The sequence below is a fragment of the [Bacillus] caldolyticus genome (assembly GCF_003595605.1).
Lineage (GTDB): Bacteria > Bacillota > Bacilli > Bacillales > Anoxybacillaceae > Geobacillus > Geobacillus thermoleovorans.
In genome coordinates, this window is the sequence record NZ_CP025074.1 from 3,324,192 (window position 1) to 3,350,968 (window position 26,777).

Sequence of the window (26,777 nt, forward strand, 5' to 3'; positions counted from 1 at the left end):
AGAAAATATGGTATACTAATTAGAAAAGCGTCCTTATTTTGCCGACAGCCGGCCGCGGCCTCGGCGCGAGGCGCGCTTTTGACAGTTGTCAGTCGATGAAGGAGGGTTTTTGCGATGACAGAAGAGATGAATGTGCAAGTCAATGTGTATGAAGTGGGCGATATCGTCCGCGGCAAAGTGGTGAAGCTTGAGGACAAGCAAGTGCTGGTCGAGGTGGAAAACAGCAAGCAAAGCGGCATCATTCCGATCAGCGAGCTGTCGAACTTGCATATTGAAAAACCGAGCGATGCCGTCGCTGTCGGCGATGAAGTGACGGCCAAAGTCAAAAAAGTGGAAGAAGGAAAAGACGGGGAAGAAGGGTTGCTCATTTTATCGAAAAGAGCGGTGGACGCCGAGCGGGCGTGGGAAGATCTAGAGCGCAAATTTGCAAGCGGCGAAACATTTGAAACCGTCATTAAAGATATCGTCAAAGGCGGTCTTGTCGCCGACGTCGGCGTGCGCGGCTTCATCCCGGCGTCGCTTGTCGAGCCGCATTACGTCGAAGATTTTTCCGATTACAAAGGAAAAACGCTCTCCGTGAAAGTCGTCGAGCTTGACCGCGAGAAAAACCGCGTCATTTTGTCGCATCGGGCGGTCGTTGAGGAAGAACAAGCGCGGCAGCAAAAAGAACTGCTCTCCCGCCTTGAGCCGGGGCAAGTGTTGGATGGCGTCGTCCGCCGCATTGCCGATTTCGGCGTCTTTGTCGATGTCGGCGGGTTTGATGGGCTCGTACATATTTCCCAGCTTTCCCATACGCGCGTCGCTCATCCGTCGGAAGTGGTGAAAGAAGGCGATGCGGTGAAAGTGAAAGTGTTGGCTGTCGACCCGGAACAAGGCCGCCTGTCGCTGTCGATCAAAGAAGCGCTGCCGGGCCCATGGGAAGGCCTCGGCGAAAAAGTGAAACCGGGTGATGTCGTCACCGGGACGGTGAAACGGCTCGCTTCATTCGGCGCGTTTGTGGAAGTCTTCCCAGGCGTCGAAGGATTGGTGCATGTGTCGCAAATCGCCAACCGCCGCATCGGCTCGCCGCATGAAGTGCTGAAAGAAGGCGACGTGGTGAAGGCGAAAGTGCTCGACGTCAACGAAGCGGATCACCGCCTTTCCCTCAGCATCCGCGCGCTGCTTGAGGAAGAGGCGGCCGCGCCGGCCGAGGATTACAGCCAATACACAAGAACGTCGGAAACGCGCGGCTTTCAGCTCGGCGAAGTGATTGGCGAGCAGCTGAAAAAATTGAAATGACGAACTGTGAAGCAACCCCATTTTGGTGGCAGCCGCCATCAAGGTGGGGTTTTTTGTTTAGCCAAAAGTTGATGCCTTGTTCTATCTAGTTGAACCTGCCATCAACAGAAGTTGTTTGTTTTGCATCGGGAAGGAGGTTGCGGTAGACTACACCGAAAAACGAATGTTCAATCTTTAAGGAAGATCCTTGACACATAGAGGAGAATAGACCATTTTTCGTTCGAAATCGTTTTTTCGCCGTAAACGAAAGCTAGCCGTCCTTATTGGCGCGGCTAGCTTTTCATCATTGGCAATGGAAATGCCGTTTTTTTGGAATCAAACGAACAGAGTGGTTGTAGAGAAAGGCCTTTCGTCATTTTTAGTGCTCGTTCCGTTCCCGCGCTTCCTCCGGCGTGTCGAGCCGAGCCGCTCCTTTATAGGAGAGGGACTGATCTCGATCTGACTCGACGCGCCGCGATTGCTTCAGCTTTTTTTCCTGTCGATCTTTTCCCATTTCGCCATGGCTCCTTTCTGCTTCGGTACAGCGATCATTTTTACTATGAACGAATGCTGTTTTTTCTATACGGGAATGAACGTTCATAAAAGATGACATAATGAACATAATAAGGAGTGGAAAAGATGGAAGGAGCTTATTTTTATTTCTTTTTTTGGGCGTTATGGATTGCAGCGACATTTTTGATGAAAAAGACCGTCGAGCGGACGAAGCTGGCTGCATTTTCGCTTTTCATGATCAGTTCGGCCTCGATGACGGTGAAGATCAGTCCCATTCATATGGCGGCGTCCTTTTTTGTGCTTTTTTTCTCCTCTTGTTACGTGGCGGTCACACAGCGGCCATGCGGATGGCTGCGGATGGCGCTGTCAGCGTCCGGCTTGGCGTTTGCCTATGCCGCTTTTCGTCTGCTTGCCTTGTTTGATCCGGTCTGGATTTGGCTTGATGGCCAATGGATGCTTGGCTGGTGGATGGCCTTGATCAGCAGTCTGTTCCACCGCCGCATATCCGCCCGCCTTCTTTGTCTGGCGCTCGGCGGCTGTCAAGGGGAAGTGGTGTACGCCATGTCCATCTTGCGCATGGCGCCGGGTTATGTGCTTGGGTCGTTTTCCTTTTTGGATGCGCTCGCCATTAGCGCATCATCTTTGCTCGTTTGGGAATCGATCCGCTTCTTCTCGCTGCAGCTTGAGGAAAAACGGCCTGTAAGGAGGACGAGGCAGCCGTGAACGAATACACGTTTCCGATTTTATACGGTGTTGCCGCTGGGGTGTTGACGCGGCTTTATTTGTTGCGCACCGATTACCGGCAATACCCGACGTATTTGCACGGTCGGACGATCCATATTGCCTTAGGGGCCATTGCCGCCGGCCTGGGAACGGTCGCCGTGCCGGCGATTATGGAAAAAGAGTTCGCAGCGATCACGTTTTTGGCCTTGGCCGCCTCACAATTTCGCGACGTACGCAATATGGAGCGCAATACGTTGAACGAGTTGGATCAGTATGAGCTGGTGCCGAGAGGAAAAACATACATCGAAGGCATCGCGATTGTGTTTGAAGGGCGGAACTATTTAGTCATTTTCGTCTCCTTTTTATCGACGCTCTTTTATTTAGTATGGGACATTTGGGCCGCGCTTGCCGCCAGTATCATCGGCCTTATGACGGCGCGGCGGTTTATGAGCGGAAGCCGGCTGAAAGACATTGCCGAGGTCCAATATGTCAAGCCGCATTTTGAAGGGGCAGGGCTGTATGTTGACAACATCTATATCATGAACATCGGCTTGCCGGCGCGGCGCGAAGAAATTTTGCGCTATGGAATGGGGTTTATTTTAACGCCGAAAAATTTCAACGCCCGCACGACGATCGCCAATCTTGGGCAGCGGCAGGCGATTTTGCATGATGTATCGACCGCCCTCGGCATTTACCGCGACTCGGGAACGCCGGCGCTCGTGCCGCTCGCCAAGCGCGATTTGAATGACGGACGCGTCGGCATTTTTATTTTGCCGCAAGTCGAGGATGTCGAGAAGGCGAAGGCTGTCATCGAAAACGTGCCGGTGCTTGAGAGCGCCATCCGCATGCCAAAGAAACGGCGTTGGAAGCGGAAGGGGTGGAGCGGCGATGACGCATGAAAAAATAATTTTGGCCGTCATTACGATGAACGGCGGGCGCGTCGCCGGCGGTGCGCCGATCTTTATTTGCCAAACGAAAGAGGAAATGGAACAGATCGCCGCGAATTTAGAGGCGATTTTGGATGGCATCGCCCATGAAGTGGGCGAGGGGCTTCTTATTATCGTCAAACATTAGTTGTTGAGCGTTTCGCTTTTTGATAAAATAAAGCAGTTGTAGCCTACCCTGGTTCATCGCTAAAAGATGCACTTGATTGGTAAAAAGTCATTTCCTTCCTAGCCTCGCAGTCAAGTGCCCTTGGCGTTGATGGACCGATGCCCTTCCGAAAAGGGCGTTTTTTTTCAGCGACAAAGGTAAGGAGAAAACGAAGATAAAGGGTGGTAGCATGGCAAATCCAGTCGTGGCCATTGTCGGCCGTCCAAATGTAGGAAAATCGACGATTTTCAACCGCATTGTCGGGGAACGCATTTCCATCGTCGAAGACGTGCCTGGAGTGACGCGCGACCGCATTTACAGCCGAGCCGAATGGCTGAACCATTCGTTTTATTTGATCGATACCGGCGGCATTGACATTGGCGACGAGCCGCTGCTTGTGCAAATTCGCCAGCAGGCGGAAATCGCCATCGATGAGGCGGATGTCATCATCTTTATGACGAACGGCCGGGACGGTGTGACTGCGGCTGATGAAGAGGTGGCCAAGCTGCTCCGCCGGTCGAATAAGCCGGTTGTGCTCGCGGTGAACAAAATCGACAATCCGGAAATGCGTGATTTGATTTACGACTTTTACGCTCTGGGCTTTGGGGAGCCGTATCCGATTTCCGGAGCTCATGGGACAGGGCTTGGCGATTTGCTTGATGCTGTTGTCCGTCATTTTCCAAAGGGCGGTGGACAAGAGTATGAAGAAGACGTCATTAAGTTTTGCCTCATTGGCCGGCCGAATGTCGGCAAATCGTCGCTTGTCAACGCCATTTTAGGTGAGGAGCGGGTCATCGTCAGCGACATCGCCGGTACGACGAGGGACGCCGTCGACACCTCGTTTGTGCGCGAAGGGCAGGAATATGTTATCATTGATACGGCAGGGATGCGCAAACGAGGAAAAATTTACGAAAGCACGGAAAAATATAGCGTCTTGCGCGCGTTAAGGGCCATTGAGCGCTCGGACGTCGTGCTTGTTGTGTTAAACGCTGAGGAAGGCATCATCGAGCAGGACAAAAAAATCGCCGGATACGCGCATGAAGCGGGTCGCGGTGTCATTCTTGTCGTCAATAAATGGGATGCGATTGAAAAGGACGACAAAACGATGGTCGAATTTGAGCGGAAGATTCGCGATCATTTTCCGTTTTTGGACTATGCGCCGATTTTGTTCGTATCGGCGAAAACGAAGCAGCGGCTGCATAAGCTCTTGCCGCTCGTCCGGCTTGTGAGCGACAATCATGCGATGCGCGTCCAGACAAATGTGCTCAATGAAGTCATCATGGATGCGGTGGCGATGAATCCGACGCCGACGCATAACGGGCGGCGTCTGAAAGTTTATTACATGACGCAAGTCGCCGTCAAACCGCCGACGTTTGTCGCGTTTGTCAACGACCCGGAACTGATGCATTTTTCATATGAACGGTTTTTGGAAAACCGCATCCGCGATGCATTCGGTTTTGAAGGCACGCCGATTAAAATCATCGCCCGCCCGCGGAAATAAGAAAAGCGGAGGCCGCGCGCCAAGCTCCCGAGGCAAAATGTTCTCCGCGCCGAGAAGTGCTTGCACTTCGAGGGCGGAGGTTATTTTGCGGAAGGGAGCTAGCGGCCGCAGCTAGACAGGAAGAAAAGCGGAGGCCGCGGGCCAAGCTCCCGAGGCAAAATGTTCTCCGCGCCGAGAAGTGCTTGCACTTCGAGGGCGGAGGTTATTTTGCGGAAGGGAGCTAGCGGCCGCAGCTAGACAGGAAGAAAAGCGGAGGCCGCGCGCCCATCGGCGATACGCGTTGCGAGGCCGGCGAAGAGGCTCGAACCAAGGAAAGCTTGGTTCTGTGTGGGTGGTGTCACAGGAGCGTAAGCCATGTGTCGCCGCCGCGAAAGTCGGACGAACAGGAGCGAAGAGGCGGCGCGATTGCTATTTTTCAAGGTTGCGACAATCGGATAAAGGAAGTGGAAAATGATGGAGAACATCGCCGTATTGGGGGCTGGAAGCTGGGGAACGGCGTTGGCGCTCGTGCTGGCTGACAATGGGCACCACGTCCGGCTCTGGGGTCATCGGACCGAGCAGATCAGCGAAATCAACGAAAAGCGGACAAATGAAAAATATTTGCCAGGCGTTCGCCTGCCGGACGCCATTATCGGCTATGACGACCTTTGCGCTGCGCTTGACGGCGTTGCGATCGTTGTGCTCGCCGTGCCGACTAAAGCGATCCGCTCGGTGCTTGCGGACGTGCGCGCCTGCTTGGCCAAGCCGATCACCATTGTTGCCGTCAGCAAAGGAATCGAACCAGGGACGCATAAGCGGGTGTCGGAAATGGTCGCCGAGGAAATGGGGGAATGGCTTGCAGATGTTGTCGTTCTCTCCGGGCCGAGCCATGCCGAGGAAGTCGTGCTCCGCCACCCGACGACCGTGGCGGTATCGTCGCCAAATATGGAAGCGGCGCGCCGCATTCAAGACATCTTTATGAACCATCACTATTTTCGCGTGTATACGAACCCGGATTTAATCGGCGTCGAAGTCGGCGGGGCGCTGAAAAATATCATCGCCTTGGCCGCTGGAATCAGCGACGGGCTTGGCTATGGGGATAACGCCAAAGCGGCCCTCATCACGCGCGGGCTCGCCGAGATTGCCCGCCTCGGCTGCGCCCTCGGCGCTAATCCGTTGACATTCGCTGGTTTGACGGGAGTCGGCGATTTGATTGTCACGTGCACGAGCGTCCATTCCCGCAACTGGAGGGCCGGCTACATGCTCGGCCAAGGAAAAAAGCTGGACGAGGTGCTTGAGAGCATGGGGATGGTCGTCGAAGGGGTGCGAACGACAAAAGCCGCCTATGAGCTGGCGAAAGAGCTTGGTGTGAAGATGCCGATCACCGAAGCTCTCTATGACGTATTGTTTGCGGGAAAAGACCCGAAAGAGGCGGTCGATTCGCTCATGGCGCGCGGAAAAAAAGAGGAAATGGATGACTTAAACAACATTTTTGCCGAACAAGAATGATGAAAATAGGCCAATGGCGGTACAAGTCGTCTTCGTTCTGCATACAATATGGCGAACCATCATCGGCTTGAGCTTCCGGAAGGGTATGAGGGGATGCTGAAGTAAAGAAAGCCCCGCTTTACTTCAGCTTTTTTTTTGCCAATGCTATAATTATAGTTGTCGAAAAAAAGGAGGAGCGTCCATGTCACCGGCGTTAGCGAAAATGTGGATCGCCATCGCCTCGATGGTGTTTATGTTTATTTCCGTCGGCTTCATTTACTTAAGCCGCTACAAAGTCAAGATGAAATGGCTTCGCTTTCTGTTGGCGCTCGTCGCCTACATTCTTTTGATTTTCGCCGGCATCATCATCATTTTCGTCGTATTCAGCGGACCGACACCGCAATAGGCAAAAAGGTGGGAAAGATGAAACGAATCGCTCGCTTGTTGTTGTCATGTATATGTTTGGCGCTGCTTTCCGGCTGCTTGTATCCACAAGAGCGGCTGAAACAAAACCAAATTCCTTACAAAGACCAAGTGGCGGCCGTCCAATCGGCGGTGGATGAGTACCGGAAGGCGACCGGCGGGCTTCTGCCGATTAAAACACGCGACATGAACACGCCGATGTATTTGAAGTATCCAGTCGATTTTCAAAAGCTCGTTCCCCGCTATATGCAGGAGCCGCCGGGAAACGCCTATGAAAGCGGGGGCGTCTTCCAGTATATGATCATCGATGCGGAAACGAACCCGACGGTCAAGCTGCTTGATCTGCGCTTAGCCGAACGCATCCGTGATCTGAAGCTGCGGCTTAGCATGTACACGGACAAGCATAAATATCCGCCGTTTCAAGACGTCGTTGCGCCGGGCGTATTTACGCTCGATTACAAAAAGCTCGGCTATAAAGAGCCGCCTTATGTCGTCAGCCCGTTTTCCGGCAACAACTTGCCGTTTGTCATCGACGGGAATGGAGAAATTTACATTGACTACCGTTCTGATTTGTATGCGGCGTTGAAAAAATATCCGCACCACTACAAGCCGGGTGACGATATTCGCCCGATTTTGACCGACCATTCGCTGTTTGTGCCGGCGTATTCGTTGCCCTATACGATCGACGCCAAGACGAATGAACCGATTTTTTTTACAAAATGAGTCATCTTCCCTTCTCTAGGAAAATACATTCTAGAGAAGGGATTTTTTCTATTTTAGTCATAACCGAATCGGACAACATCATATGCATATAGTGTCCGACTATGCTAGCTCATTCCACTGTTTCTTATAACGACCGAAGGACTGGAGGGGAGTTATTTGGAAAAGGTCGATATTTTTAAAGATATCGCCGAGCGGACCGGCGGCGACATTTATTTAGGGGTCGTCGGCGCCGTCCGCACCGGAAAATCGACGTTTATTAAACGGTTTATGGAGTTGGTCGTGATTCCGAACATTAAAAACGAAGCCGATAAAGCGCGCGCCCAAGATGAACTGCCGCAAAGCGCCGCCGGCAAGATGATCATGACGACAGAACCGAAGTTCGTGCCAAACCAGGCGGTGACGGTGAAAGTGGATGAGGGTCTTGAAGTCAACATCCGTCTTGTCGACTGCGTCGGCTACGCCGTGCCCGGCGCAAAAGGGTATGAAGACGAAAACGGGCCGCGGATGATCCACACGCCTTGGTATGAAGAGCCGATCCCGTTCCAAGAGGCGGCGGAAATCGGGACAAGAAAAGTCATCCAAGAACATTCGACGATTGGAGTCGTCATTACGACGGACGGCACGATCGGGGAAATTCCGCGCCAAGACTATGTCGAAGCGGAAGAACGGGTCATTAGCGAGCTCAAAGAAGTCGGCAAGCCGTTCATTATGATCGTCAACACCGTTCGGCCGCACCATCCGGAAACCGAGGCGCTTCGCCGCGAGCTCGCCGAAAAGTACGACATTCCGGTGCTCGCCATGAGCGTGGAAAGCATGCGCGAAGCCGACGTGTATAACGTGCTTCGTGAAGCATTATATGAATTCCCGGTGCTTGAAGTGAACGTCAACTTGCCGAGCTGGGTGATGGTGCTGCGCGAAGATCATTGGCTGCGCGAAAGCTATCAAGAAGCGGTGCGCGACACCGTCAAAGACATCAAACGGCTGCGCGACGTCGACCGGGTTGTGCAGCAGTTTGCCGAGTACGATTTCATCGAAAAAGCGGCGCTTGCCGGCATCGAAATGGGGCAAGGGATCGCCGAAATTGACTTGTATGCACCGGATGAGCTGTACGATCAAATTTTAAAAGAAATCGTCGGCGTCGAGATTCGCGGCAAAGACCATCTGCTTCAGCTCATGCAAGACTTCGCCCATGCGAAAGCGGAATATGACCAAATCGCCGACGCGCTGAAAATGGTCAAACAAACCGGCTACGGCATCGCTGCGCCCGCTTTGTCTGACATGAGTCTTGACGAACCGGAAATCATCCGCCAAGGGTCGCGCTTTGGCGTCCGTTTGAAAGCTGTGGCGCCGTCGATTCATATGATCAAAGTTGACGTCGAATCGGAGTTTGCACCGATCATTGGCACGGAAAAGCAAAGCGAAGAGCTCGTCCGCTATTTAATGCAAGACTTCGAAGACGATCCGCTGTCGATTTGGAACTCTGACATTTTCGGCCGCTCGCTCAGCTCCATCGTCCGTGAAGGCATCCAAGCGAAACTTGCGCTCATGCCGGAAAACGCCCGCTACAAGCTGAAAGAAACGCTTGAGCGCATCATCAACGAAGGCTCCGGCGGCCTCATCGCGATTATTTTATAGAAAAGCGGAGGCCGCGCGCAAGCTCCCGAGGCAAAATGTTCTCCGCCCGCAGAAGTGCTTGCACTTCGAGGGCGGAGGTTATTTTGCGGAAGGGAGCTAGCGGCCGCAGCTAGACAGAAAGAAAAGCGGAGGCCGCGCGCCAAGCTCCCGACAAGGGAGCTTTTTTTGATGCCATTTTTTCAGTTGCTAAGCGGCAAAGGGAAAAAATCGCCAAAACCCTTGAGAAATCAGGATTGGCACTTGATTATAGGCATGGCGTTATGGTAATCTTTTATCTGAAATCGTTGTTTTGGTGAAATATGCCTAAAATTGGCCGTTTTTGCGAAAAAAGATGTTGAATTTCCGCGGTCAATTGGTTAAGATTAGGCATGTCACCGCCTGTTGGCGGGAAGAAGGCGGCTTTCCTCGCCCTTGGCTTCGTTTGCGCCCGGCGAAAACAGGAGGAGCCCAAACTGTTGGGAAGGGGCTTCAGCCGGCGGCATAGGCGCATCTCCTGCGGACTGTCGCGAGGCAAACATAGAATGATTGGCTGCGCCGGCGCGGCGCGCGGGCCTTCTTGCCGCTGGAATTGGATGTCTATGTATAGAAAAGCAGAAAAGTGTGCACAAATGGTAGTAAACAAGACCAGCCCCTTGGGAGGAGGTGAATGGCATGAACAAAACGGAATTGATCAACGCGGTCGCTGAAACAAGCGGTCTTTCCAAAAAAGATGCGACAAAAGCCGTTGATGCGGTGTTTGATTCGATTACAGAAGCGCTGCGAAAAGGCGATAAAGTGCAATTAATCGGTTTTGGAAACTTTGAAGTGCGCGAGCGCGCCGCCCGGAAAGGACGCAACCCGCAAACGGGCGAAGAAATGGAAATTCCGGCAAGCAAAGTTCCTGCATTCAAACCGGGCAAAGCATTGAAAGATGCCGTCAAGTAAGCCTACATAGCAGGAGCGCAGGAGGGAAGGGCAGGTGATCCACCGGCCCTTCTTTTTTGTTTTTTTTGGCTCCCTATGCTAGAATCGGATTACATGCAGCTTTTATGATGCAGGAGGATGTTGCTTGTATGCCAGAGATCAATTTTGCGCAAATTGAATATGCGGTCCGCCTCATTCTTGAGGCGATCGGGGAAGATCCAAACCGCGAAGGGCTCGTCGATACGCCGAAGAGGGTGGCGAAAATGTACGCCGAGGTGTTCGCTGGGCTGCAGGAAGACCCAAAGCAGCACTTTCAAACCGTATTCAGCGAGGAACATGAGGAGCTTGTGCTCGTCAAAGATATTCCGTTTTATTCGATGTGCGAACACCATTTAGTGCCGTTTTTTGGCGCTGCCCACGTCGCCTATATTCCGCGGGAAGGGAAAGTGACCGGGCTGAGCAAGCTCGCTCGAGCCGTTGAGGCGGTGGCGCGCCGCCCGCAGCTGCAAGAGCGCATCACGGCAACGATCGCTGATTCGATCGTCGAGGCGCTTGAGCCGCATGGGGTGATGGTCGTCGTTGAGGCGGAGCATATGTGCATGACGATGCGCGGGGTGAAAAAACCGGGGGCCAAAACAGTGACGACAGCGGTGCGCGGCGTGTTTGAAACAGATGCCAACGCCCGCGCTGAAGTGCTTTCGTTAATCAAAGCGTAAGGAGGGAAGAGGATGTACACAAACAGCGATTTTGTCGTCATTAAAGCGCTCGAAGACGGGGTGAACGTCATCGGGCTGACGCGCGGCGCGGACACAAGATTTCACCATTCGGAAAAGCTTGACAAAGGCGAAGTGTTGATTGCTCAGTTCACGGAACATACGTCGGCGATCAAAGTGAGAGGAAAAGCGTATATTCAAACGCGCCACGGTGTGGTTGAATCGGAAGGGAAAAAGTAAACCAGCAAATTTCTAGCAAACTAGAGCGTTTTCGACAAAATTATGTTATAATTGAGTCCGTCATGGCGGTGCGGATATTTTTTGGGGGACAAGGGTGAGAAGAGTGAATGACATCATGGTGAAATTGGCGTCATTGAAGGAACAAATCGAACGGCTGCTTGACCATCCGTATTTGCGCGCGCATGTGCCGGCGCCGGCTGTTGATGAAGACCGGCTGCTGCTTTCGCTGTCGATGATGACTGATGCTCCGGCGGCGCCAAATGAGCCGGACCGGTGCATCATCGCCATGATGCTCATGCAAATCGCCCTTGACACCCATGATCAGGTGACAGACCGCGGCGGCGATTTGCGGACGCGGCAGCTTGTCGTTTTGGCCGGCGACTTGTACAGCGGGCTTTATTACGACTTGCTGGCGCGCTCGGGCGATGTTGCGCTCATCCGTTTGTTCGCCGAAGCGGTCCGCGAGATTAATGAGCAAAAAGTGCGGCTGTATGAAAAAAAGGTGGAGCGGATCGAGACGCTGTTCGCCGCGGTCGGCACGATCGAGTCGGCGTTGCTTGCGAAGCTTGCCGAGCGCATCGGGGCGCCGCAATGGGGGCGATTTTCCGGCCATTACTTGCTGTTGCGGCGCTTGCTGCTCGAGCAGGAAGCGTTCGTCCGCACGGGGTCATCCATGCTGTTTGAGCAAATGGCGCATATCGCCTTTCCATGGGCCAAAGGGCTGACGAAAGAACAAAGGCGGCATTTGCTTCGCCTTTGCGAGCGTTATATTGACCATTGCAAGGAAGCGCTGCTGGCGGCGAATTTGCCGATGAACGACCTGCTGCGGTTTCGCATGGCGGAACTTGCCGGCGGATTTCAAGCCATCGTCAAAAAGTCGGTGGAAGAAGGGTAGAACGATGCATCAATCGAAAGAAGAGCGAGTCCATCGCGTATTTGAAAAAATTTCTGCACATTATGACCGGATGAATTCTGTCATCAGCTTCCGCCGCCATTTGAAATGGCGCGAAGACGTCATGCGGAGGATGAATGTGCAAAAAGGGAAAAGGGCGCTCGACGTTTGCTGCGGAACGGCCGACTGGGCGATCGCGCTGGCTGAGGCGGTCGGGCCGGAGGGGGAAGTGTACGGCCTTGACTTCAGCGAAAACATGCTGAAAGTCGGCGAACAAAAGGTGAAGGCGCGCGGCCTCGGCAATGTCAAGCTCATTCACGGCAACGCCATGCAGCTGCCGTTTCCCGACAATTCGTTCGATTATGTGACGATCGGCTTTGGCTTGCGCAACGTTCCTGATTATATGACGGTGCTTAAGGAAATGCACCGCGTCACCAAGCCGGGCGGCATGACCGTCTGTCTGGAAACGTCGCAGCCGACGTTGTTTGGTTTCCGCCAGCTTTACTATTTTTATTTTCGGTTTATTATGCCGCTGTTTGGCAAGCTGTTGGCGAAAAGCTATGAGGAATACTCGTGGCTGCAGGAGTCGGCGCGCGAATTTCCAGGGCGGGACGAGCTGGCCGAGATGTTCCGCGAAGCCGGTTTCGTCGATGTCGAGGTCAAACCGTACACGTTCGGCGTAGCGGCCATGCATTTAGGCTATAAACGATGAGTCAAGGTGAACACCATGAAGTTAAAGGCGATGTATTCGTTTTTAAGCGATGATTTGGCGGCGGTCGAAGAGGAGCTGGAGCGGACGGTCCGATCCGAATACGGGCCGCTCGGGGAAGCGGCGCTCCATTTATTGCAAGCGGGCGGAAAGCGGATCCGTCCCGTTTTTGTCTTGCTGTCCGCCCGCTTTGGTCATTATGATTTCGAACGGATTAAACATGTAGCCGTAGCGCTCGAACTCATCCATATGGCATCGCTCGTTCACGACGATGTCATCGATGACGCCGACGTGCGGCGCGGCCGGCCGACGATCAAGGCGAGATGGAGCAACCGCTTTGCCATGTATACAGGCGATTACCTCTTCGCCCGTTCGCTTGAGCGGATGGCGGAGCTTGACAGCCCCCGCGCTCATCAAGTGCTGGCGAAAACGATCGTTGAAGTGTGCCACGGGGAAATCGAGCAAATCAAGGATAAATACCGATTTGATCAGCCGCTTCGCACGTACTTGCGGCGCATCCGCCGAAAAACGGCGCTATTGATCGCCGCCAGCTGCCAGCTTGGCGCCCTTGCCGCCGGCGCGCCGGAGGCGGTGGCCAACCAGCTGTATTGGTTCGGCCATTGCGTCGGCATGTCGTTTCAAATTACCGATGACATTCTCGATTTCACCGGCACGGAAGAGCAGCTCGGCAAGCCGGCTGGAAGCGACTTGCAGCAAGGAAACGTCACCCTCCCCGTGCTGTATGCCCTTTGTGATGAACAGGTGCGGGCAAAAATTACGGCCGTCAACGCGGACACGGATGCCGAGGAGATGGCGGCGGTGCTAGCGGCCATTAAACAGACGGACGCCATCGAACGATCGTATGCGCTAAGCAATCGCTATTTGGAAAAGGCGCTCCGCCTGCTTGGCGAGCTGCCGGCCAACGAAGCGCGCACGCTGCTTCATGATCTCGCCCTCTATATTGGGAAAAGGGATTATTAGCGCTTTCAAGGACGCTGTTGCCAACGGCGGAAAACAATGATACTATGATGGGTGGGAATCCGTTTCCCAGTACATACGACAGTAGAGGTGGAGAGCGAATGGCAGAACGGACATTCATCATGGTGAAACCGGACGGGGTTCAGCGCAATTTGATCGGCGAGATTGTCGCCCGTTTTGAAAAAAAAGGCTTCCAGCTTGTCGGCGCGAAGCTGATGCAAGTGTCGCGCGAGCTCGCCGAGCAACATTACGCTGAACATAAAGAGCGCCCGTTTTTCGGCGAGCTTGTCGACTTTATCACCTCGGGGCCAGTGTTTGCAATGGTGTGGGAGGGCGAGAACGTAATCGCCGCCGCCCGGCAAATGATGGGGAAAACGAATCCGCAGGAGGCTGCCCCTGGCACGATCCGCGGCGATTTCGGCTTGACGGTCGGCAAAAACGTCATCCACGGCTCCGACTCGCTGCAAAGCGCTGAACGCGAAATCAGTTTGTTCTTTAAAGAAGAAGAGCTCGTCAGCTATTCGAAACAGATCAATGCATGGCTGTACTGATGCGAAGACCGGCCGCCATTCGGCCGGTTTTTGCCGTTTTTGTACATTGACAGGAGAGAGGAACAGGCGACGATGGACGATTATGCGCAGTTCATTGCCAAAGTGAAGCGAAAAACAGGCATTGACTTATCGCTATATAAGGAAGCCCAGATGAGGCGGCGTTTGGCGTCGTTGTACATGAAAAAAGGGCTAAAGAGCTTTGCCGAGCTGTTTGCAGCGATGGAGAAAGAGCCGGCGCTATGGCATGAATGCTTGGATCGGATGACGATCAACGTCTCAGAGTTTTACCGGAACGCCAAGCGTTGGGAGGTGCTTGAGCACACCATTTTGCCGCGGCTATTGGCGGAAAACCCGCGCCCGAACGTGTGGAGCGCTGCCTGCTCAACCGGCGAGGAGCCGTATACGCTCGCGATGGTGCTCGCAAAACGATTGCCGCTTCACCGCGTGTCGGTGTTGGCGACCGACATTGACGACAATGCGCTCGCCCGCGCGCCTCGGTTTGTACAGCGAGCGGTCGCTTGTAGAGCTGCCCGAGGAAATGAGAAAAAAGTTTTTTACGAAAGAAGGCGAGTATTATAAAATAGACGAAAAGATTAAACAAACGGTCAAGTTTCAAAAGCACAACTTGCTCGCGGATCCGTTTCCGCGCAACATGGATTTGATCGTCTGCCGCAACGTGCTCATTTATTTTACGGAAGAGGCGAAGCGGATGCTGTATCGCAAATTTCACGACGCGCTCCGGACGGGAGGCGTGCTGTTTGTCGGCAGCACCGAGCAGATTTTCAATCCCGGCCTGTACGGTTTTGAAGTTGAAGAGACGTTTTTTTACCGAAAAAAATAGCTCGCGCCGGCTTCTTTTTTTCCTGAAACTATTTTCATTTTTCGAATTTATGATATATTTTTACTTAAACGCGTTAAAGACCTGAAGGGAGAGACAAACATGCGGTATTTGACGGCAGGGGAATCGCATGGGCCGCAATTGACGGCCATTTTGGAAGGAGTGCCGGCCGGGCTTGAGCTGCGCGCCGAGCACATCAATAAAGAGCTGGCGCGCCGGCAAAAAGGATACGGACGCGGCCGCCGCATGCAGATTGAAAAAGATGAAGTGAAAATCACAGGCGGCGTTCGGCACGGGAAAACGCTCGGCTCGCCGATTGCGCTCGTTGTCGAGAATCGCGATTTTAAACATTGGCAAACGATTATGGCGGTTGAGCCGATTGATGACGAAGCGGAAGTGAAGCGGAAAGTGACGCGTCCGCGCCCAGGGCATGCCGATTTAAACGGCGCCCTGAAATACGGACATCGCGATATGCGCAACGTGCTGGAGCGCTCGTCGGCGCGTGAAACGACGGTGCGCGTGGCGGCTGGAGCGGTGGCGAAACGCATTTTGGAGGAGGTCGGCATCCGCGTCGCCGGGCATGTCATCGAAATCGGCGGCGTGCGCGCAAAGAAGCTCGATTATCGTTCGCTTGAAGAATTGCAGGCAGTGACGGAAGAATCACCGGTGCGCTGCTTTGACCCGGAGGCGGGGCAAAAAATGATGGAAGCGATCGATTGGGCGAAGAAAAACGGTGATTCGATCGGCGGCATCGTTGAGGTGATCGTTGAAGGCGTTCCGGCCGGAGTCGGCAGCTACGTCCATTACGACCGAAAGCTTGATGCGAAAATCGCGGCCGCGATCGTCAGCATCAACGCGTTTAAAGGCGTTGAATTCGGGATCGGCTTTGAGGCGGCGCGCCGCCCGGGAAGCGAAGTGCACGATGAAATCATTTGGAGCCCAGAACAAGGCTTTTCGCGCCGGACGAACCGGGCGGGCGGCTTTGAAGGCGGGGTGACGACCGGGATGCCGATCGTCGTGCGCGGAGTGATGAAGCCGATCCCGACGCTGTACAAGCCGCTTCAAAGCGTGGATATCGAGACGAAAGAGCCGTTTGCGGCAAGCATTGAGCGATCGGACAGCTGCGCCGTGCCGGCGGCGAGCGTCGTCGCTGAGGCCGTTGTCGCCTGGGAAGTGGCGGCGGCGATCGTTGAGCAGTTTGGGCAGGATCGGATGGACTTGATTAAGGAAAATGTGGAACGCGCCCGCCGCTATGCAAAGGAGTTTTGACGATGATCGAACGGACGATTGAAACGGCGACGAAGCGCTATCCGCTTCTTTTGGGCGATGGGGCGGCCCGCGTGCTGCCAAGCTTGCTTCGGTCGCTCTCCTGTCCGCCAGGGACAAAACTTTTCATCGTTACCGACGATACTGTGGCGCCTCTTTATTTGGATGAGGTGCGGGCGTTGCTTGCCGCCGCTGAGTATGACGTGTACGCCTACGTCATTCCAAGCGGGGAGGCGGCCAAGTCATTTGATCATTATTACGCTTGCCAGACAGCGGCATTGCAGTGCGGCCTCGACCGCCGCTCGGTTATCATTGCGCTTGGCGGCGGCGTTGTCGGCGATTTGGCTGGGTTTGTCGCCGCCACCTATATGCGCGGCATCCGTTACATTCAAATGCCGACGACACTCTTGGCCCATGACAGCGCCGTCGGCGGCAAAGTCGCCATCAACCATCCGCTCGGCAAAAATATGATCGGCGCCTTCCACCAGCCGGAAGCAGTTGTGTATGACACCTCCTTTTTGCGCACGCTGCCCGAGCGCGAGCTTCGGTCCGGGTTTGCCGAAGTGATCAAACATGCGCTGATCCGCGACCGCCGCTTTTACGACTGGCTGCGCGCGGAAATCAAGACGCTCGCCGACTTGCGCGGCGAGAAACTCGCCTATTGCATTGAAAAGGGCATTGACATTAAGGCGTCCGTCGTGCGTGAGGATGAAAAAGAAACCGGGGTGCGCGCCCATTTGAATTTCGGCCATACGCTCGGCCATGCGCTGGAAAGCGAGTTAGGCTACGGCGCGCTCACTCACGGGGAGGCGGTTGCGGTTGGCATGCTGTTTGCCGTCTTTGTCAGCGAACGGTTTTACGGCCGGTCGTTCGCTGAGCATCGATTGGCCGACTGGTTCGCCGGATACGGCTTCCCGGTGTCGCTGCCGACAACGGTTCAGACGCCCCGCCTGCTTGAGAAGATGAAAGGCGACAAAAAAGCGTACGCCGGAACAGTGCGGATGGTGCTTCTCTGTGAGATCGGCGACGTGGAAGTGGTGGAACTCGAAGACGACAACCTGCTCACGTGGCTGGACGAGTTTGCCAGACAGGGGGGAAAAGAATGATTCGCGGCATTCGCGGAGCGATTACAGTGGATCGAAATGACGCCGAGGAAATCGTGGCGGCAACTGAAACGTTGCTTCGTGAAATGATCCGCGCAAACGATGTCGCCGCTTCTGATGTGTCGTTTGTGCTCATTTCCGTCACCGACGACATCACCGCCGCGTTTCCGGCGCAGGCGCTGCGCCGTTTGGACGGCTGGACATATGTGCCGGTCATGTGCACGAGGGAAATTCCGGTGCCCGGTTCATTGCCGCGCTGCATTCGCGTCATGATGACGGTGGCGACTGAGAAACAGCAAGAAGAGATCTGCCACGTGTATTTAAAAGGGGCGGTCGTGCTGCGCCCGGATTTGTCGTTGACAAAAAAAACAGAAATGTAATATAGTTAAAATAACCTCTTTGCCCCCTGAGACATCGGGGGCGTTAGAAGCTGAGCGAGAGCAGAGAGCGAGCGTAGGGTAGATGAGAATGAGCGAGTTTAGCTGAGGTGAGCGTTTTTTCATTCGCCGACATCTGCCCAAAGACGGTCGTCTTTGGGCGTTTTATTTTCCCTCTCTTTTTTCGCCTCATAAACCCTCATTCTCCGCCCGCTGATCATGAAGGGAGGAGAAGTGATGTCTGCTGATGGGCTGGCCGCTTTTTTGGCGGAAGCGAACGAATTTCGAACCATCCCGATTGTGCGCAAATTTGTAGCCGATGTCATTGAGCCGCTCGGCGTGTTTGCCAATTTGCGCGAGGAAGCCGTGTTTTTGCTTGAAAGCAAGGATGACGAATCGCCGTGGGCGCGCTATTCGTTCATCGGTGTGGCGCCGTTTTTGACGCTGGAGAGCGAAACCGGCGAAACGTTTTCGGTGAAAGACGAAAACGGGAACGAACAAATCACCGCACCGACGCTGAAAGAAGCGTTTCAATGGGTCGAGCGGACGCTTGCCGTCAAGCCGCTTGCCGAGACGGTGCCGTTTACAGGCGGTGCAGTTGGGTTTTTAGGCTACGATTTCATTTCCGCCATCGAAAAAGTGCCGCGCCACAAAAACCGCGATGTGCCTATGAAGACGGCCTATTTCGTGTTTTGTGAATCGCTGTTTGCGTTTGACCAAAAAAAGCGTGAGTTGCTCGTCATTCACTATATTCGGTTGAGCGGCAACGAAACGGAGGAAGAGAAAATCGAAGCGTACCGCGCGGCCGAACGGCGCATGGCCGATCTCGCGGCGAAAGCGGCCCGCCCTCAAGCCGAGCAACCGCTCTTGCCGGCGGAAAGCGAATCGGGGCGGACCGCCTCGTTTGCCAAAGCGGTGTCCAACTATGACAAAAAACAGTTTTTGCGCGATGTGGAGGCCGTGAAACGGTACATCGCGGCCGGCGATGTGTTTCAAGCGGTTCTGTCGCAGCGCTTCTGCGTGCCGGTTCAAGCCGGAGGCTTTGCCATTTATCGGCTGCTCCGATACATCAACCCGTCGCCGTACATGTTTTATTTCCAGCTTGACGGTGTGGAAATTGTCGGCAGTTCGCCGGAAAAACTGATTCAAGTGCACCGTCGGCGCGTTGAAATCGATCCGATTGCCGGCACACGGCGGCGCGGCCGATCGCCGGAGGAAGACGAGAGGCTGGCTGATGAGCTGTACCACGACCCGAAAGAACGGGCTGAGCATTATATGCTTGTCGATTTGGCGCGCAACGACATCGGCCGGGTCGCCAAGTACGGAACGGTCGAGGTGCCGGTGTTGCTTCAGATCGGCAAGTTTTCACACGTGATGCACTTAATTTCCAAGGTCGTCGGTGAACTGGACGACAACGTCCACCCGATCGATGCACTCCTTGCCGCCTTTCCGGCTGGAACGGTGAGCGGGGCGCCGAAAGTGCGGGCGATGCAAATTTTGCAGGAACTCGAGCCGACAGCGAGGGGGCTGTATGCCGGAGCGATTGCCTATATCGGGTTTGATGGCAACATCGATTCGTGCATCGCCATCCGGACAGCGGTCGTGAAAGACGGCTATGCCTATGTGCAAGCCGGCGCCGGCATTGTCGCCGACTCCGTTCCGGAACTGGAGTGGAAAGAGACGCGCAATAAGGCGAGCGCCTTGATGAATGCGATTGAACAAGCGGAACGACTATTTGCTAAAGGGGAGAGGGCCGTATGTTGAAGCAGCTGCTTTCGAAATGTGCGGAAGGGAAAGCGTTGACGGAAGACGAAGCGTATGCGGCGATGAATATCATCATGTCCGGCGAGGCGACAGACAGTCAAATCGCAAGTCTGTTGTCCATGCTCCGCCTGCGCGGAGAGACAGTCGATGAGCTCGTCGGATTTGTGCGGGCGATGCGCGACCGGATGACTGCCATTGAGGCTAGTGATGATGTCATCGATACGTGCGGTACGGGCGGCGATGGGGCGGCGACATTCAACGTTTCCACCGCCGCGGCGATCGTCATTTCATCGCTTGGCGTCAAAGTCGCCAAGCACGGCAACCGCGCTGTTTCGTCAAAAAGCGGCAGCGCTGATGTGCTCGAGCGGCTCGGCATCGACATTCAAACGTCGCCGTCGGCCGCCAAACAGGCGTTGGAAACGAAAGGGCTGGCGTTTTTGTTCGCCCCGCTCTATCACGCGGCGATGAAACACGCCGCCGGGCCGCGGAAGGAAATCGGTTTCCGCACCGTTTTCAACTTGATCGGCCCGCTCGCCAATCCGGCGCGCTGCAAGCGGCAAGTCGTCGGCGTCTATTCGACCTGCTACGCTGAGAAATTGGCGGAGGCGATGCGCCGCCTCGGCTCGGAACATGTGTTGTTTGTCACCGGGCGCGATGGGCTTGATGAATGCAGCATCGCTGCAGAAACGGATGTCGTGGAGTTGAAAGACGGTGCGATCCGCCGCTTTGTCATCGCACCAGAAGACGCCGGCTTGCCGCGCGGCGAGCTTGCCGATGTGCAAGTGCGCGATCCGGAAGAGAGCGCCGCGCTTCTTGAGGCGGTGATGGCGGGAACAGCGCCGGAGAGCGCCATCAATATCGTTGCGCTGAACGCCGGCGCCGCCCTGTATGCCGCCGGCAAAGCCGAAACGATTGCCGAAGGAGTGGCGATGGCGAAAGAGGCCATTTTGTCCAAAACCGCATACGAACAACTGCAACGCCTGCGGGCGAAGGAAGTGGTTCATGATGCTTGAGCAAATTTTAGCAGCCAAACGGGAAGAAGTGGAAACGTTGACGCTGCCGGCGCCATTGCCAGAGCGAAAGCGCCGGCCATTTGCGGCGGCGCTCCGTCGGCCGCGGCGGATGCTTGGCTTGATCGCTGAGGTGAAAAAAGCGTCGCCGTCAAAAGGCATCATTCGCCCGAATTTTGACCCGGTGGCCATCGCGAAAGCATATGAGCGCGCCGGTGCCGACGCGATCAGCGTGCTGACGGATGAACGGTATTTCCAAGGGCATCGCCGCTATTTGCGAGCGGTGAAAGAAGCGGTTAACGTTCCCGTGCTGCGCAAAGATTTCATCATCGATCGGCGGCAAGTCGAGGAAAGCGTCCGACTCGGGGCGGATGCGATTTTATTGATCGGCGAGGCGCTCCCGCCGGAAACACTCGAGGAGCTCTATCATGAAGCGTACAGCTTGGGGCTCGAATGTCTGGTCGAGGTGCATGCAAAAGAGACGCTCGAGCGGATTTTCGATCGGTTTACGCCGGAGATCGTCGGCATCAACAACCGCGACTTGCATACCTTTGTGACAACACTTGAGGCGACCAAAACGCTCGCTCCGCTCATCCCGCCATCGTGCGTCATCGTCAGCGAAAGCGGGATCGGTTCCTTCAATGATGTGAAGACGGTCAAATCGTACGGAGCGCAGGCCATGCTCGTCGGCGAGTCGCTCATGCGCCAAGATGATGTGGAGCGAGCGGTCTACCGGCTGTTTGGGGAGGAAGATGGGGATGATTCGAATTAAATATTGCGGCAACCGTTCGGCTGAAGACGTGCAGGCCGCTATCGCGAGCGAGGCTGATTACCTCGGCTTTATTTTCGCCGAAAGCAGGCGGAACGTCTCTCCGAGTGAAGTGCAGCAATGGCTTGAGCCCCATAAGCTTGGCGCAAAGCAGCTTGTCGGCGTCTTTGTCAACGCCCCCGTTAGGCGGATCGCCGCTGTCGCCGCCGAGCTGCCGCTTCATGTCATCCAATGCCACGGCCGTGAAACGCCGGCGGAGCTGGCGGCGGTGAAAGAGGCGGTGCCGCTTTCCGTCTGGAAGGCGATCCACCATGGCGACGGTGCGCTTGCGGCGATGAGGCAGTACGCTGGCATTGCCGATGGCTACGTCGTTGACAGCCGCGCCGCCGGCGCCTGGGGGGGGACGGGCGTCGCTTTTGATTGGGAGGCGGTGCCGCACTATTTGGAAGAGGCGGCCCGCCAAGGCGTGCCGTGCTTCATCGCCGGCGGCATCACTCCGGACAATATCGAGCGGCTGCTTGTCTACCGCCCGGATGGCATCGATATCAGCAGCGGCATTGAAACGGACGGACGCAAAGATCCAACGAAGATGAAACAAATCGAAGAAAAAATAAAGAATCACGGGTGTCGATGATCCGTTTTATGCACGAAAAAACACAGAATGATATGGCTGAACACAAGCTTTTCTGCCTTTTCCCTCGAACAAGAACGCCGGCGGGCGAATGACATTTGCCCGCAAAGCGTTCATTGTTCGAGGGGGCATGCGGCAGCATGCCCGGTCGGCAAGCGAGCCGCTTGCCGACTACGGCAGAAAAGCTCGGACTAGAGCCTTCTCGACAGACTTTTTATTGGTTCATCAACACACCTGATAAAAAAAATAACAAAACGAAGGGCCAAAAGACGGCGCTGACGCTCGGACGATGAACAAACGCAGGCTCTCTGAAGAAATGCGGCTCTTCGTCTTTCAACTTTATATGAAGGAGAAGGTGGGGTTAGATGATGGAACGCGTTCCGAATGAATACGGCCGGTTTGGCGATTTCGGCGGCAAGTTTGTCCCTGAGACGCTCATGCTTCCGCTTGAGGAAATCGAAGCGGAGCTTGACAAAGCGCTTGCCGATGAATCGTTCAAACAAGAATACATCCGCATTTTGCAGCATTACTCCGGTCGCCCGACCCCGCTCACGTTCGCGCCGAATTTGACACGGCAAGTCGGCGGCGCGAAAATTTATTTAAAGCGCGAAGATTTAAACCATACGGGCGCCCATAAAATCAACAACGCGATCGGCCAGGCGCTTTTGGCAAAACGGATGGGCAAGAAAAAGCTGATCGCTGAAACCGGAGCCGGCCAGCACGGCGTCGCCGCGGCGACGGTGGCCGCCCATTTTGGCATGGATTGCATCGTTTTTATGGGCGAAGAAGACATCAAGCGGCAGGAGCTGAACGTGTTTCGCATGAAACTGTTGGGCGCCGAAGTCGTGCCGGTGTCAAGCGGCAACCGAACGTTGAAAGATGCGACGAACGAAGCGATTCGCTATTGGGTCGCCCACTGCGACGACCATTTTTACATGATCGGCTCGGTCGTCGGTCCGCATCCGTACCCGAAAATGGTGCGCGAGTTTCAGCGCGTGATTGGCGATGAAGCGAAAGAACAGTTTCTCGCCCGTGAAGGGAAGCTGCCGGATGTCATCGTTGCCTGCGTCGGCGGCGGCAGCAACGCCATCGGCATGTTTTACCCGTTTTTGCAAGATGACGTCCGCCTCGTCGGCGTCGAGGCGGCCGGCAAAGGGATCGACACTCCGCACCATGCGGCGACAATCACAAAAGGGACGAAAGGGGTCATACACGGGGCGATGACCTACCTGTTGCAAGACGAGTACGGACAAATTCTCGAACCGTATTCGATCTCAGCCGGCCTTGATTACCCCGGCGTCGGCCCGGAACATGCGTATTTGGCGAGCATTGGCCGCGTCCGCTACGAAAGCGCGACCGATGACGAGGCCGTCGCTGCGTTTCAATTGTTGGCGCAAACGGAAGGCATCATTCCGGCCATCGAGTCGGCCCATGCGGTGGCGAAAGCCGTCGAGCTCGCCCGCGAGATGCCGCCGGATGAAACGGTGCTCATTTGCCTGTCCGGCCGCGGAGATAAAGATGTGCAAACGATGATGCGCCATCTTGGTGCGAGGGAAGGTGAAGACATTGCCACTGTCCGTTAATCCGCCGCTATTTATCCCGTTTATCGTTGCCGGTGATCCGGCTCCCGATGTGACGATCGATCTCGCCTTGGCGCTTGAGGAGGCCGGCGCTGACATATTAGAGCTTGGCGTGCCGTACTCCGACCCGCTCGCTGACGGACCGACGATTCAACGCGCCGCCGCAAGGGCGCTTGACGGGGGCATGACGCTGCCGAAAGCCATTCAGCTTATTGGCGAGATGCGAAAAAAAGGGGTAAACATTCCGATTATTCTCTTTACGTATTACAATCCTGTGTTACAATTAGGAGAAGAATCCTTTTTTGCTTTAGCGCAGGAAAATGGCGCCGACGGCGTGCTCATTCCCGATTTGCCGTTTGAGGAAAGCGGTCCGCTCCGCGAACTTGGCGAACGGTTTGGTCTCCCGCTCATTTCGCTTGTTGCGCCGACGTCGAAGCAGCGGATCGAGCGGATCGCTTCGGCGGCGCAAGGGTTTTTGTATTGCGTCTCCTCGCTAGGCGTTACAGGCGTGCGTGAGACGCTGCCGGAGACGCTCGGCGATTTCCTCCGCGAAGTGAAGCGGCATAGCCGCGTCCCGGTCGCCGTCGGCTTTGGCATTTCGGCGCCGGAGCAAGTCGCGATGTTGAAAGAGGTGTGCGACGGCGTTGTCGTCGGCAGCGCACTCGTGCAAAAAGTCGAGCAGCTGGCTCCGAGGTTGCAGGCGCCGGACGAAAGGGAAGCGGCCGTCGCCGAGTTTTCTGCCTACGCCCGTTCGCTTGCCGCGCCGCTTCGGGAGCCGTGTTCTTCGCGCTAAAAGTTCCGAATTGAAGGAGTTGGCGACAATCATGCAAGTAAAGGAATCGCTCCGGGGTCTTTCTCCGTACCAGCCGGGAAAATCGATCGAAGAAGTCAAGCGGGAATATGGCTTGCCTGAGATTATCAAACTTGCTTCTAACGAGAATCCGTACGGTTCGTCGCCAGCGGCAAAAGCGGCCATCGCCGCTGAGCTTGACCGCCTCGCCGTCTATCCGGACGGCTGCGCCCGCACGTTGCGCGAAAAGGTGGCGAAGCATCTTGGCGTCAAGGAAACACAGCTTCTGTTTGGCAACGGTTCGGATGAGGTGGTGCAAATTTTTTGCCGCGCCTTTTTAGAGCCGGGGGCGAATACGGTGATGGCGGCGCCGACATTCCCGCAATACCGGCACAATGCCATCATCGAGCGGGCCGAGGTGCGCGAAGTGCCGCTTGTTGATGGGCGTCATGATTTGGAGGCGATGCTTGCGGCGATCGATGAAAACACGCGCATCGTCTGGATTTGCAATCCGAACAACCCGACGGGCACGTATGTGAATGACATCGAGCTGCGCGCCTTTTTGGATCGCGTGCCGCCGCACGTGCTCGTCGTCGTGGACGAAGCGTACTACGAATATGCGACGGCGCCCGACTACCCGCAAACGGTGCCGCTTTTAAACGAGTACGAGCAGCTTGTCGTCATGCGCACGTTCTCGAAAGCATACGGGCTCGCTGCGCTCCGCGTCGGCTACGGCGTGGCGAGTGAGACGCTCATCCGCGCCGTCGAGCCGGCGCGCGAGCCGTTTAACACGTCGACCATCGCCCAAGCGGCCGCGGCGGCCGCACTTGACGATCAAGCGTTCATCCGCGCCTGCGTCGAACGAAATCGCGCCGAGCTTGAGCGGTATTATCGCTTTTGCGAGGAGAACGGCCTGAAGTATTACCCGTCGCAGACAAACTTTTTGTTCATTGATTTCGGGTTGGATGGCGACGAAGTGTTCCGCTATTTGCTGGAGCGCGGCGTCATTGTCCGCTCGGGCCAAGCGCTTGGGCTGCCGACCGGCGTGCGTGTGACTGTTGGCACGAAAGAGCAAAACGACCGGGTGTTGGAACTCGTTTCGCAACTGCTTCGGGAAAAACAGCTCGCCTGACCGTTCAGCGGCGGGATGGATAGAAAAGATCGGCCCGTTGCTTTTCAAAAGCAGCGGGCGCACGTTTACATAAAGTAGGTGGGACGATTGGAAGGAAAAGTGTTCATTGTCGGCCTCGGCTTGATCGGCGGATCGATTGCATTGGCGATTAAAAAAGCGCATCCGGAGGCGATGATCATCGGCTACGACGTCAATGAGCGGCAGCTCGGCTTGGCGCGTTCGCTCAAGGTGATCGACGAAGCCGCCCGTTCGCCCGAAGACGGATACGGACAGGCGGATTTGATCGTTCTGGCCGTTCCGGTCATGCAGACGGAGGCGCTGCTTTCATCGATGCCGCTCGAGCGGTTGAAGCGCGGCGTTATCGTTACCGATGTCGGCAGCACGAAGCAGCGCATCGTCCAAGGCGCCCGCCGCCTGTTGGATCACGGCGTAGCGTTCATCGGCGGCCATCCGATGGCCGGGTCGCATAAAAGCGGTGTGGCGGCGGCAAGGGCTCATCTGTTTGAAAACGCCTTTTACATTTTGACGCCGACGGACGATGTGCCGCCGCAGCAAGTCGAGGCGTTGAAACAGTGGCTTGCGGGAACGAAAGCGCAGTTTGTCATCTTAACGCCCAAAGAGCACGACCGCATCACTGGCGTAATCAGCCATTTTCCGCATTTGATTGCGGCGAGCCTCGTTCATCAGGCGCGCGAATACGAGTGCGAAAACGCCCTCGTCAGCCGGCTGGCGGCCGGCGGCTTCCGCGACATCACCCGCATCGCGTCGAGCAATCCGGAAATGTGGCGCGATATTTTTATCCATAACAAGCATGAACTGCTTGCGCTCTTTGACCGCTGGATCGCCGAAATGGAGCGGCTGCGTTCGTTTGTCGAAGAAGAAAACAGCATCGCTATTTACCATTACTTTTTGGAGGCGAAACAGTTTCGCGACGGGCTGCCGTCGAGAACGAAAGGAGCGATTCCGTCGTTTTACGATTTGTATGTCGACGTGCCGGATTATCCGGGCGTCATCTCCGAAGTGACCGGCTATTTGGCCGAAGAAAACATCAGCATCACGAACATCCGCATCATTGAGACGCGCGAAGAAATTTACGGCGTGCTCCGCCTCAGCTTCCAAAGCGAAGACGATCGGGCGCGGGCGAAAGCGTGCCTCGCCAAACATACGAACTATGCCACCTATGAAGGGTAGCAAGGA

28 protein-coding genes and 1 pseudogene are annotated in these 26,777 nt (G+C 55.3%); 28 read left to right on the forward strand and 1 reads right to left on the reverse strand.

What is annotated here, in order from left to right; translation table 11 throughout:
• The first annotated feature begins 114 nt into the window (after nucleotides 1-114).
• Complete coding sequence (rpsA, locus tag CWI35_RS17320; RefSeq protein WP_119877957.1) at nucleotides 115-1,278, forward strand: 30S ribosomal protein S1; 1,164 nt, start codon at nucleotides 115-117, stop codon at nucleotides 1,276-1,278.
• 358 nt (nucleotides 1,279-1,636) lie between these two features.
• Here the strand turns inward: rpsA and CWI35_RS17325 are convergent, their stop codons facing one another.
• Nucleotides 1,637-1,771: a YpzI family protein gene (locus CWI35_RS17325; RefSeq protein WP_013524139.1), complete on the reverse strand. Its 135-nt coding sequence runs from the start codon at nucleotides 1,769-1,771 to the stop codon at nucleotides 1,637-1,639.
• Nucleotides 1,772-1,896: 125 nt separating this feature from the next.
• On the opposite strand from CWI35_RS17325, the gene CWI35_RS17330 reads away from it, so the two are divergent.
• The 27 genes and pseudogenes from CWI35_RS17330 (at nucleotide 1,897) to CWI35_RS17465 (ending at nucleotide 26,771) form a co-directional block, all read left to right on the forward strand.
• The gene (locus CWI35_RS17330) at nucleotides 1,897-2,493 is read left to right on the forward strand and encodes a YphA family membrane protein (RefSeq protein WP_011231708.1); all 597 of its coding nucleotides are present in this window, start codon (nucleotides 1,897-1,899) and stop codon (nucleotides 2,491-2,493) included.
• A complete protein-coding gene (locus CWI35_RS17335) occupies nucleotides 2,490-3,392 on the forward strand; it encodes a YIEGIA family protein (RefSeq protein ID WP_020754085.1) in 903 nt (300 codons plus the stop codon). The genes CWI35_RS17330 and CWI35_RS17335 overlap by 4 nt, the downstream gene beginning before the upstream one ends.
• Nucleotides 3,382-3,567, forward strand: coding sequence for a capping complex subunit for YIEGIA (locus tag CWI35_RS17340; protein WP_011231706.1), 186 nt, complete (start codon nucleotides 3,382-3,384; stop codon nucleotides 3,565-3,567). The genes CWI35_RS17335 and CWI35_RS17340 overlap by 11 nt, the downstream gene beginning before the upstream one ends.
• A gap of 208 nt (nucleotides 3,568-3,775) precedes the next feature.
• Complete coding sequence (der, locus tag CWI35_RS17345; protein WP_013144887.1) at nucleotides 3,776-5,086, forward strand: ribosome biogenesis GTPase Der; 1,311 nt, start codon at nucleotides 3,776-3,778, stop codon at nucleotides 5,084-5,086.
• Between the two features lie 453 nt (nucleotides 5,087-5,539).
• A complete protein-coding gene (locus tag CWI35_RS17350; RefSeq protein ID WP_011231704.1) occupies nucleotides 5,540-6,574 on the forward strand; it encodes an NAD(P)H-dependent glycerol-3-phosphate dehydrogenase in 1,035 nt (344 codons plus the stop codon).
• A 181-nt stretch (nucleotides 6,575-6,755) separates the two neighbouring features.
• Complete coding sequence (locus CWI35_RS17355; RefSeq protein ID WP_011231703.1) at nucleotides 6,756-6,959, forward strand: DUF2768 domain-containing protein; 204 nt, start codon at nucleotides 6,756-6,758, stop codon at nucleotides 6,957-6,959.
• Between the two features lie 17 nt (nucleotides 6,960-6,976).
• Nucleotides 6,977-7,699, forward strand: coding sequence for a hypothetical protein (locus CWI35_RS17360; protein ID WP_011231702.1), 723 nt, complete (start codon nucleotides 6,977-6,979; stop codon nucleotides 7,697-7,699).
• 156 nt (nucleotides 7,700-7,855) lie between these two features.
• Entirely contained in the window at nucleotides 7,856-9,334 is a 1,479-nt protein-coding gene (gene spoIVA / locus CWI35_RS17365; RefSeq protein ID WP_119877958.1) for a stage IV sporulation protein A, read from the forward strand.
• A 651-nt stretch (nucleotides 9,335-9,985) separates the two neighbouring features.
• A complete protein-coding gene (locus CWI35_RS17375) occupies nucleotides 9,986-10,258 on the forward strand; it encodes an HU family DNA-binding protein (protein WP_008879623.1) in 273 nt (90 codons plus the stop codon).
• A gap of 128 nt (nucleotides 10,259-10,386) precedes the next feature.
• Nucleotides 10,387-10,953, forward strand: a complete 567-nt coding sequence (gene folE / locus CWI35_RS17380; RefSeq protein WP_013144889.1) for a GTP cyclohydrolase I FolE — start codon at nucleotides 10,387-10,389, stop codon at nucleotides 10,951-10,953.
• 12 nt (nucleotides 10,954-10,965) lie between these two features.
• Nucleotides 10,966-11,190: a trp RNA-binding attenuation protein MtrB gene (gene mtrB, locus CWI35_RS17385; RefSeq protein ID WP_011231698.1), complete on the forward strand. Its 225-nt coding sequence runs from the start codon at nucleotides 10,966-10,968 to the stop codon at nucleotides 11,188-11,190.
• 115 nt (nucleotides 11,191-11,305) lie between these two features.
• A complete protein-coding gene (locus CWI35_RS17390; protein WP_020278302.1) occupies nucleotides 11,306-12,085 on the forward strand; it encodes a heptaprenyl diphosphate synthase component 1 in 780 nt (259 codons plus the stop codon).
• A gap of 4 nt (nucleotides 12,086-12,089) precedes the next feature.
• Entirely contained in the window at nucleotides 12,090-12,794 is a 705-nt protein-coding gene (gene menG, locus CWI35_RS17395) for a demethylmenaquinone methyltransferase (protein ID WP_011231696.1), read from the forward strand.
• 15 nt (nucleotides 12,795-12,809) lie between these two features.
• Nucleotides 12,810-13,772: a heptaprenyl diphosphate synthase component II gene (gene hepT, locus CWI35_RS17400; RefSeq protein WP_119877959.1), complete on the forward strand. Its 963-nt coding sequence runs from the start codon at nucleotides 12,810-12,812 to the stop codon at nucleotides 13,770-13,772.
• 98 nt (nucleotides 13,773-13,870) lie between these two features.
• Nucleotides 13,871-14,320, forward strand: coding sequence for a nucleoside-diphosphate kinase (ndk, locus tag CWI35_RS17405; protein WP_031213038.1), 450 nt, complete (start codon nucleotides 13,871-13,873; stop codon nucleotides 14,318-14,320).
• Between the two features lie 72 nt (nucleotides 14,321-14,392).
• A pseudogene (locus CWI35_RS17410) lies at nucleotides 14,393-15,161 on the forward strand (CheR family methyltransferase).
• A 99-nt stretch (nucleotides 15,162-15,260) separates the two neighbouring features.
• Nucleotides 15,261-16,427 carry a chorismate synthase gene (aroC, locus tag CWI35_RS17415; protein ID WP_011231692.1) on the forward strand — a complete coding sequence of 389 codons (1,167 nt, stop codon included), beginning with the start codon at nucleotides 15,261-15,263 and terminating at the stop codon, nucleotides 16,425-16,427.
• A gap of 2 nt (nucleotides 16,428-16,429) precedes the next feature.
• Complete coding sequence (aroB, locus tag CWI35_RS17420) at nucleotides 16,430-17,530, forward strand: 3-dehydroquinate synthase (RefSeq protein WP_021322185.1); 1,101 nt, start codon at nucleotides 16,430-16,432, stop codon at nucleotides 17,528-17,530.
• On the forward strand, nucleotides 17,527-17,907 hold the full coding sequence (gene aroH, locus CWI35_RS17425) for a chorismate mutase (RefSeq protein ID WP_013144896.1): 381 nt from the start codon (nucleotides 17,527-17,529) through the stop codon (nucleotides 17,905-17,907). The genes aroB and aroH overlap by 4 nt, the downstream gene beginning before the upstream one ends.
• A gap of 234 nt (nucleotides 17,908-18,141) precedes the next feature.
• Nucleotides 18,142-19,668, forward strand: coding sequence for an anthranilate synthase component I (gene trpE, locus CWI35_RS17430; protein WP_013524131.1), 1,527 nt, complete (start codon nucleotides 18,142-18,144; stop codon nucleotides 19,666-19,668).
• The gene (gene trpD / locus CWI35_RS17435; protein WP_021322186.1) at nucleotides 19,662-20,681 is read left to right on the forward strand and encodes an anthranilate phosphoribosyltransferase; all 1,020 of its coding nucleotides are present in this window, start codon (nucleotides 19,662-19,664) and stop codon (nucleotides 20,679-20,681) included. Before trpE ends, trpD begins: the two co-directional genes overlap by 7 nt.
• Nucleotides 20,674-21,450 carry an indole-3-glycerol phosphate synthase TrpC gene (gene trpC, locus CWI35_RS17440; protein ID WP_014196204.1) on the forward strand — a complete coding sequence of 259 codons (777 nt, stop codon included), beginning with the start codon at nucleotides 20,674-20,676 and terminating at the stop codon, nucleotides 21,448-21,450. The genes trpD and trpC overlap by 8 nt, the downstream gene beginning before the upstream one ends.
• Complete coding sequence (locus CWI35_RS17445) at nucleotides 21,437-22,081, forward strand: phosphoribosylanthranilate isomerase (protein WP_025039233.1); 645 nt, start codon at nucleotides 21,437-21,439, stop codon at nucleotides 22,079-22,081. Before trpC ends, CWI35_RS17445 begins: the two co-directional genes overlap by 14 nt.
• 365 nt (nucleotides 22,082-22,446) lie before the next feature.
• The gene (gene trpB / locus CWI35_RS17450; RefSeq protein ID WP_013524128.1) at nucleotides 22,447-23,661 is read left to right on the forward strand and encodes a tryptophan synthase subunit beta; all 1,215 of its coding nucleotides are present in this window, start codon (nucleotides 22,447-22,449) and stop codon (nucleotides 23,659-23,661) included.
• Nucleotides 23,645-24,451, forward strand: coding sequence for a tryptophan synthase subunit alpha (gene trpA / locus CWI35_RS17455; protein ID WP_025039234.1), 807 nt, complete (start codon nucleotides 23,645-23,647; stop codon nucleotides 24,449-24,451). Before trpB ends, trpA begins: the two co-directional genes overlap by 17 nt.
• Nucleotides 24,452-24,482: 31 nt before the next feature.
• Nucleotides 24,483-25,580 carry a histidinol-phosphate transaminase gene (hisC, locus tag CWI35_RS17460; RefSeq protein WP_021322189.1) on the forward strand — a complete coding sequence of 366 codons (1,098 nt, stop codon included), beginning with the start codon at nucleotides 24,483-24,485 and terminating at the stop codon, nucleotides 25,578-25,580.
• An 87-nt stretch (nucleotides 25,581-25,667) separates the two neighbouring features.
• Entirely contained in the window at nucleotides 25,668-26,771 is a 1,104-nt protein-coding gene (locus CWI35_RS17465) for a prephenate dehydrogenase (RefSeq protein WP_013144904.1), read from the forward strand.
• Nucleotides 26,772-26,777: the final 6 nt, after the last annotated feature.

Bases quoted from the DNA above. Each gene is read 5' to 3' on its own strand.
- rpsA (WP_119877957.1), top strand. From the start codon at position 115: ATGACAGAAGAGATGAATGTGCAAGTCAATGTGTATGAAGTGGGCGAT.
- CWI35_RS17325 (WP_013524139.1), bottom strand. From the start codon at position 1,771: ATGGGAAAAGATCGACAGGAAAAAAAGCTGAAGCAATCGCGGCGCGTC.
- CWI35_RS17330 (WP_011231708.1), top strand. From the start codon at position 1,897: ATGGAAGGAGCTTATTTTTATTTCTTTTTTTGGGCGTTATGGATTGCA.
- CWI35_RS17340 (WP_011231706.1), top strand. From the start codon at position 3,382: ATGACGCATGAAAAAATAATTTTGGCCGTCATTACGATGAACGGCGGG.
- der (WP_013144887.1), top strand. From the start codon at position 3,776: ATGGCAAATCCAGTCGTGGCCATTGTCGGCCGTCCAAATGTAGGAAAA.
- CWI35_RS17350 (WP_011231704.1), top strand. From the start codon at position 5,540: ATGGAGAACATCGCCGTATTGGGGGCTGGAAGCTGGGGAACGGCGTTG.
- CWI35_RS17355 (WP_011231703.1), top strand. From the start codon at position 6,756: ATGTCACCGGCGTTAGCGAAAATGTGGATCGCCATCGCCTCGATGGTG.
- CWI35_RS17360 (WP_011231702.1), top strand. From the start codon at position 6,977: ATGAAACGAATCGCTCGCTTGTTGTTGTCATGTATATGTTTGGCGCTG.
- CWI35_RS17375 (WP_008879623.1), top strand. From the start codon at position 9,986: ATGAACAAAACGGAATTGATCAACGCGGTCGCTGAAACAAGCGGTCTT.
- folE (WP_013144889.1), top strand. From the start codon at position 10,387: ATGCCAGAGATCAATTTTGCGCAAATTGAATATGCGGTCCGCCTCATT.
- mtrB (WP_011231698.1), top strand. From the start codon at position 10,966: ATGTACACAAACAGCGATTTTGTCGTCATTAAAGCGCTCGAAGACGGG.
- CWI35_RS17390 (WP_020278302.1), top strand. From the start codon at position 11,306: ATGGTGAAATTGGCGTCATTGAAGGAACAAATCGAACGGCTGCTTGAC.
- menG (WP_011231696.1), top strand. From the start codon at position 12,090: ATGCATCAATCGAAAGAAGAGCGAGTCCATCGCGTATTTGAAAAAATT.
- hepT (WP_119877959.1), top strand. From the start codon at position 12,810: ATGAAGTTAAAGGCGATGTATTCGTTTTTAAGCGATGATTTGGCGGCG.
- ndk (WP_031213038.1), top strand. From the start codon at position 13,871: ATGGCAGAACGGACATTCATCATGGTGAAACCGGACGGGGTTCAGCGC.
- aroC (WP_011231692.1), top strand. From the start codon at position 15,261: ATGCGGTATTTGACGGCAGGGGAATCGCATGGGCCGCAATTGACGGCC.
- aroB (WP_021322185.1), top strand. From the start codon at position 16,430: ATGATCGAACGGACGATTGAAACGGCGACGAAGCGCTATCCGCTTCTT.
- aroH (WP_013144896.1), top strand. From the start codon at position 17,527: ATGATTCGCGGCATTCGCGGAGCGATTACAGTGGATCGAAATGACGCC.
- trpE (WP_013524131.1), top strand. From the start codon at position 18,142: ATGTCTGCTGATGGGCTGGCCGCTTTTTTGGCGGAAGCGAACGAATTT.
- trpD (WP_021322186.1), top strand. From the start codon at position 19,662: ATGTTGAAGCAGCTGCTTTCGAAATGTGCGGAAGGGAAAGCGTTGACG.
- trpC (WP_014196204.1), top strand. From the start codon at position 20,674: ATGCTTGAGCAAATTTTAGCAGCCAAACGGGAAGAAGTGGAAACGTTG.
- CWI35_RS17445 (WP_025039233.1), top strand. From the start codon at position 21,437: ATGATTCGAATTAAATATTGCGGCAACCGTTCGGCTGAAGACGTGCAG.
- trpB (WP_013524128.1), top strand. From the start codon at position 22,447: ATGGAACGCGTTCCGAATGAATACGGCCGGTTTGGCGATTTCGGCGGC.
- hisC (WP_021322189.1), top strand. From the start codon at position 24,483: ATGCAAGTAAAGGAATCGCTCCGGGGTCTTTCTCCGTACCAGCCGGGA.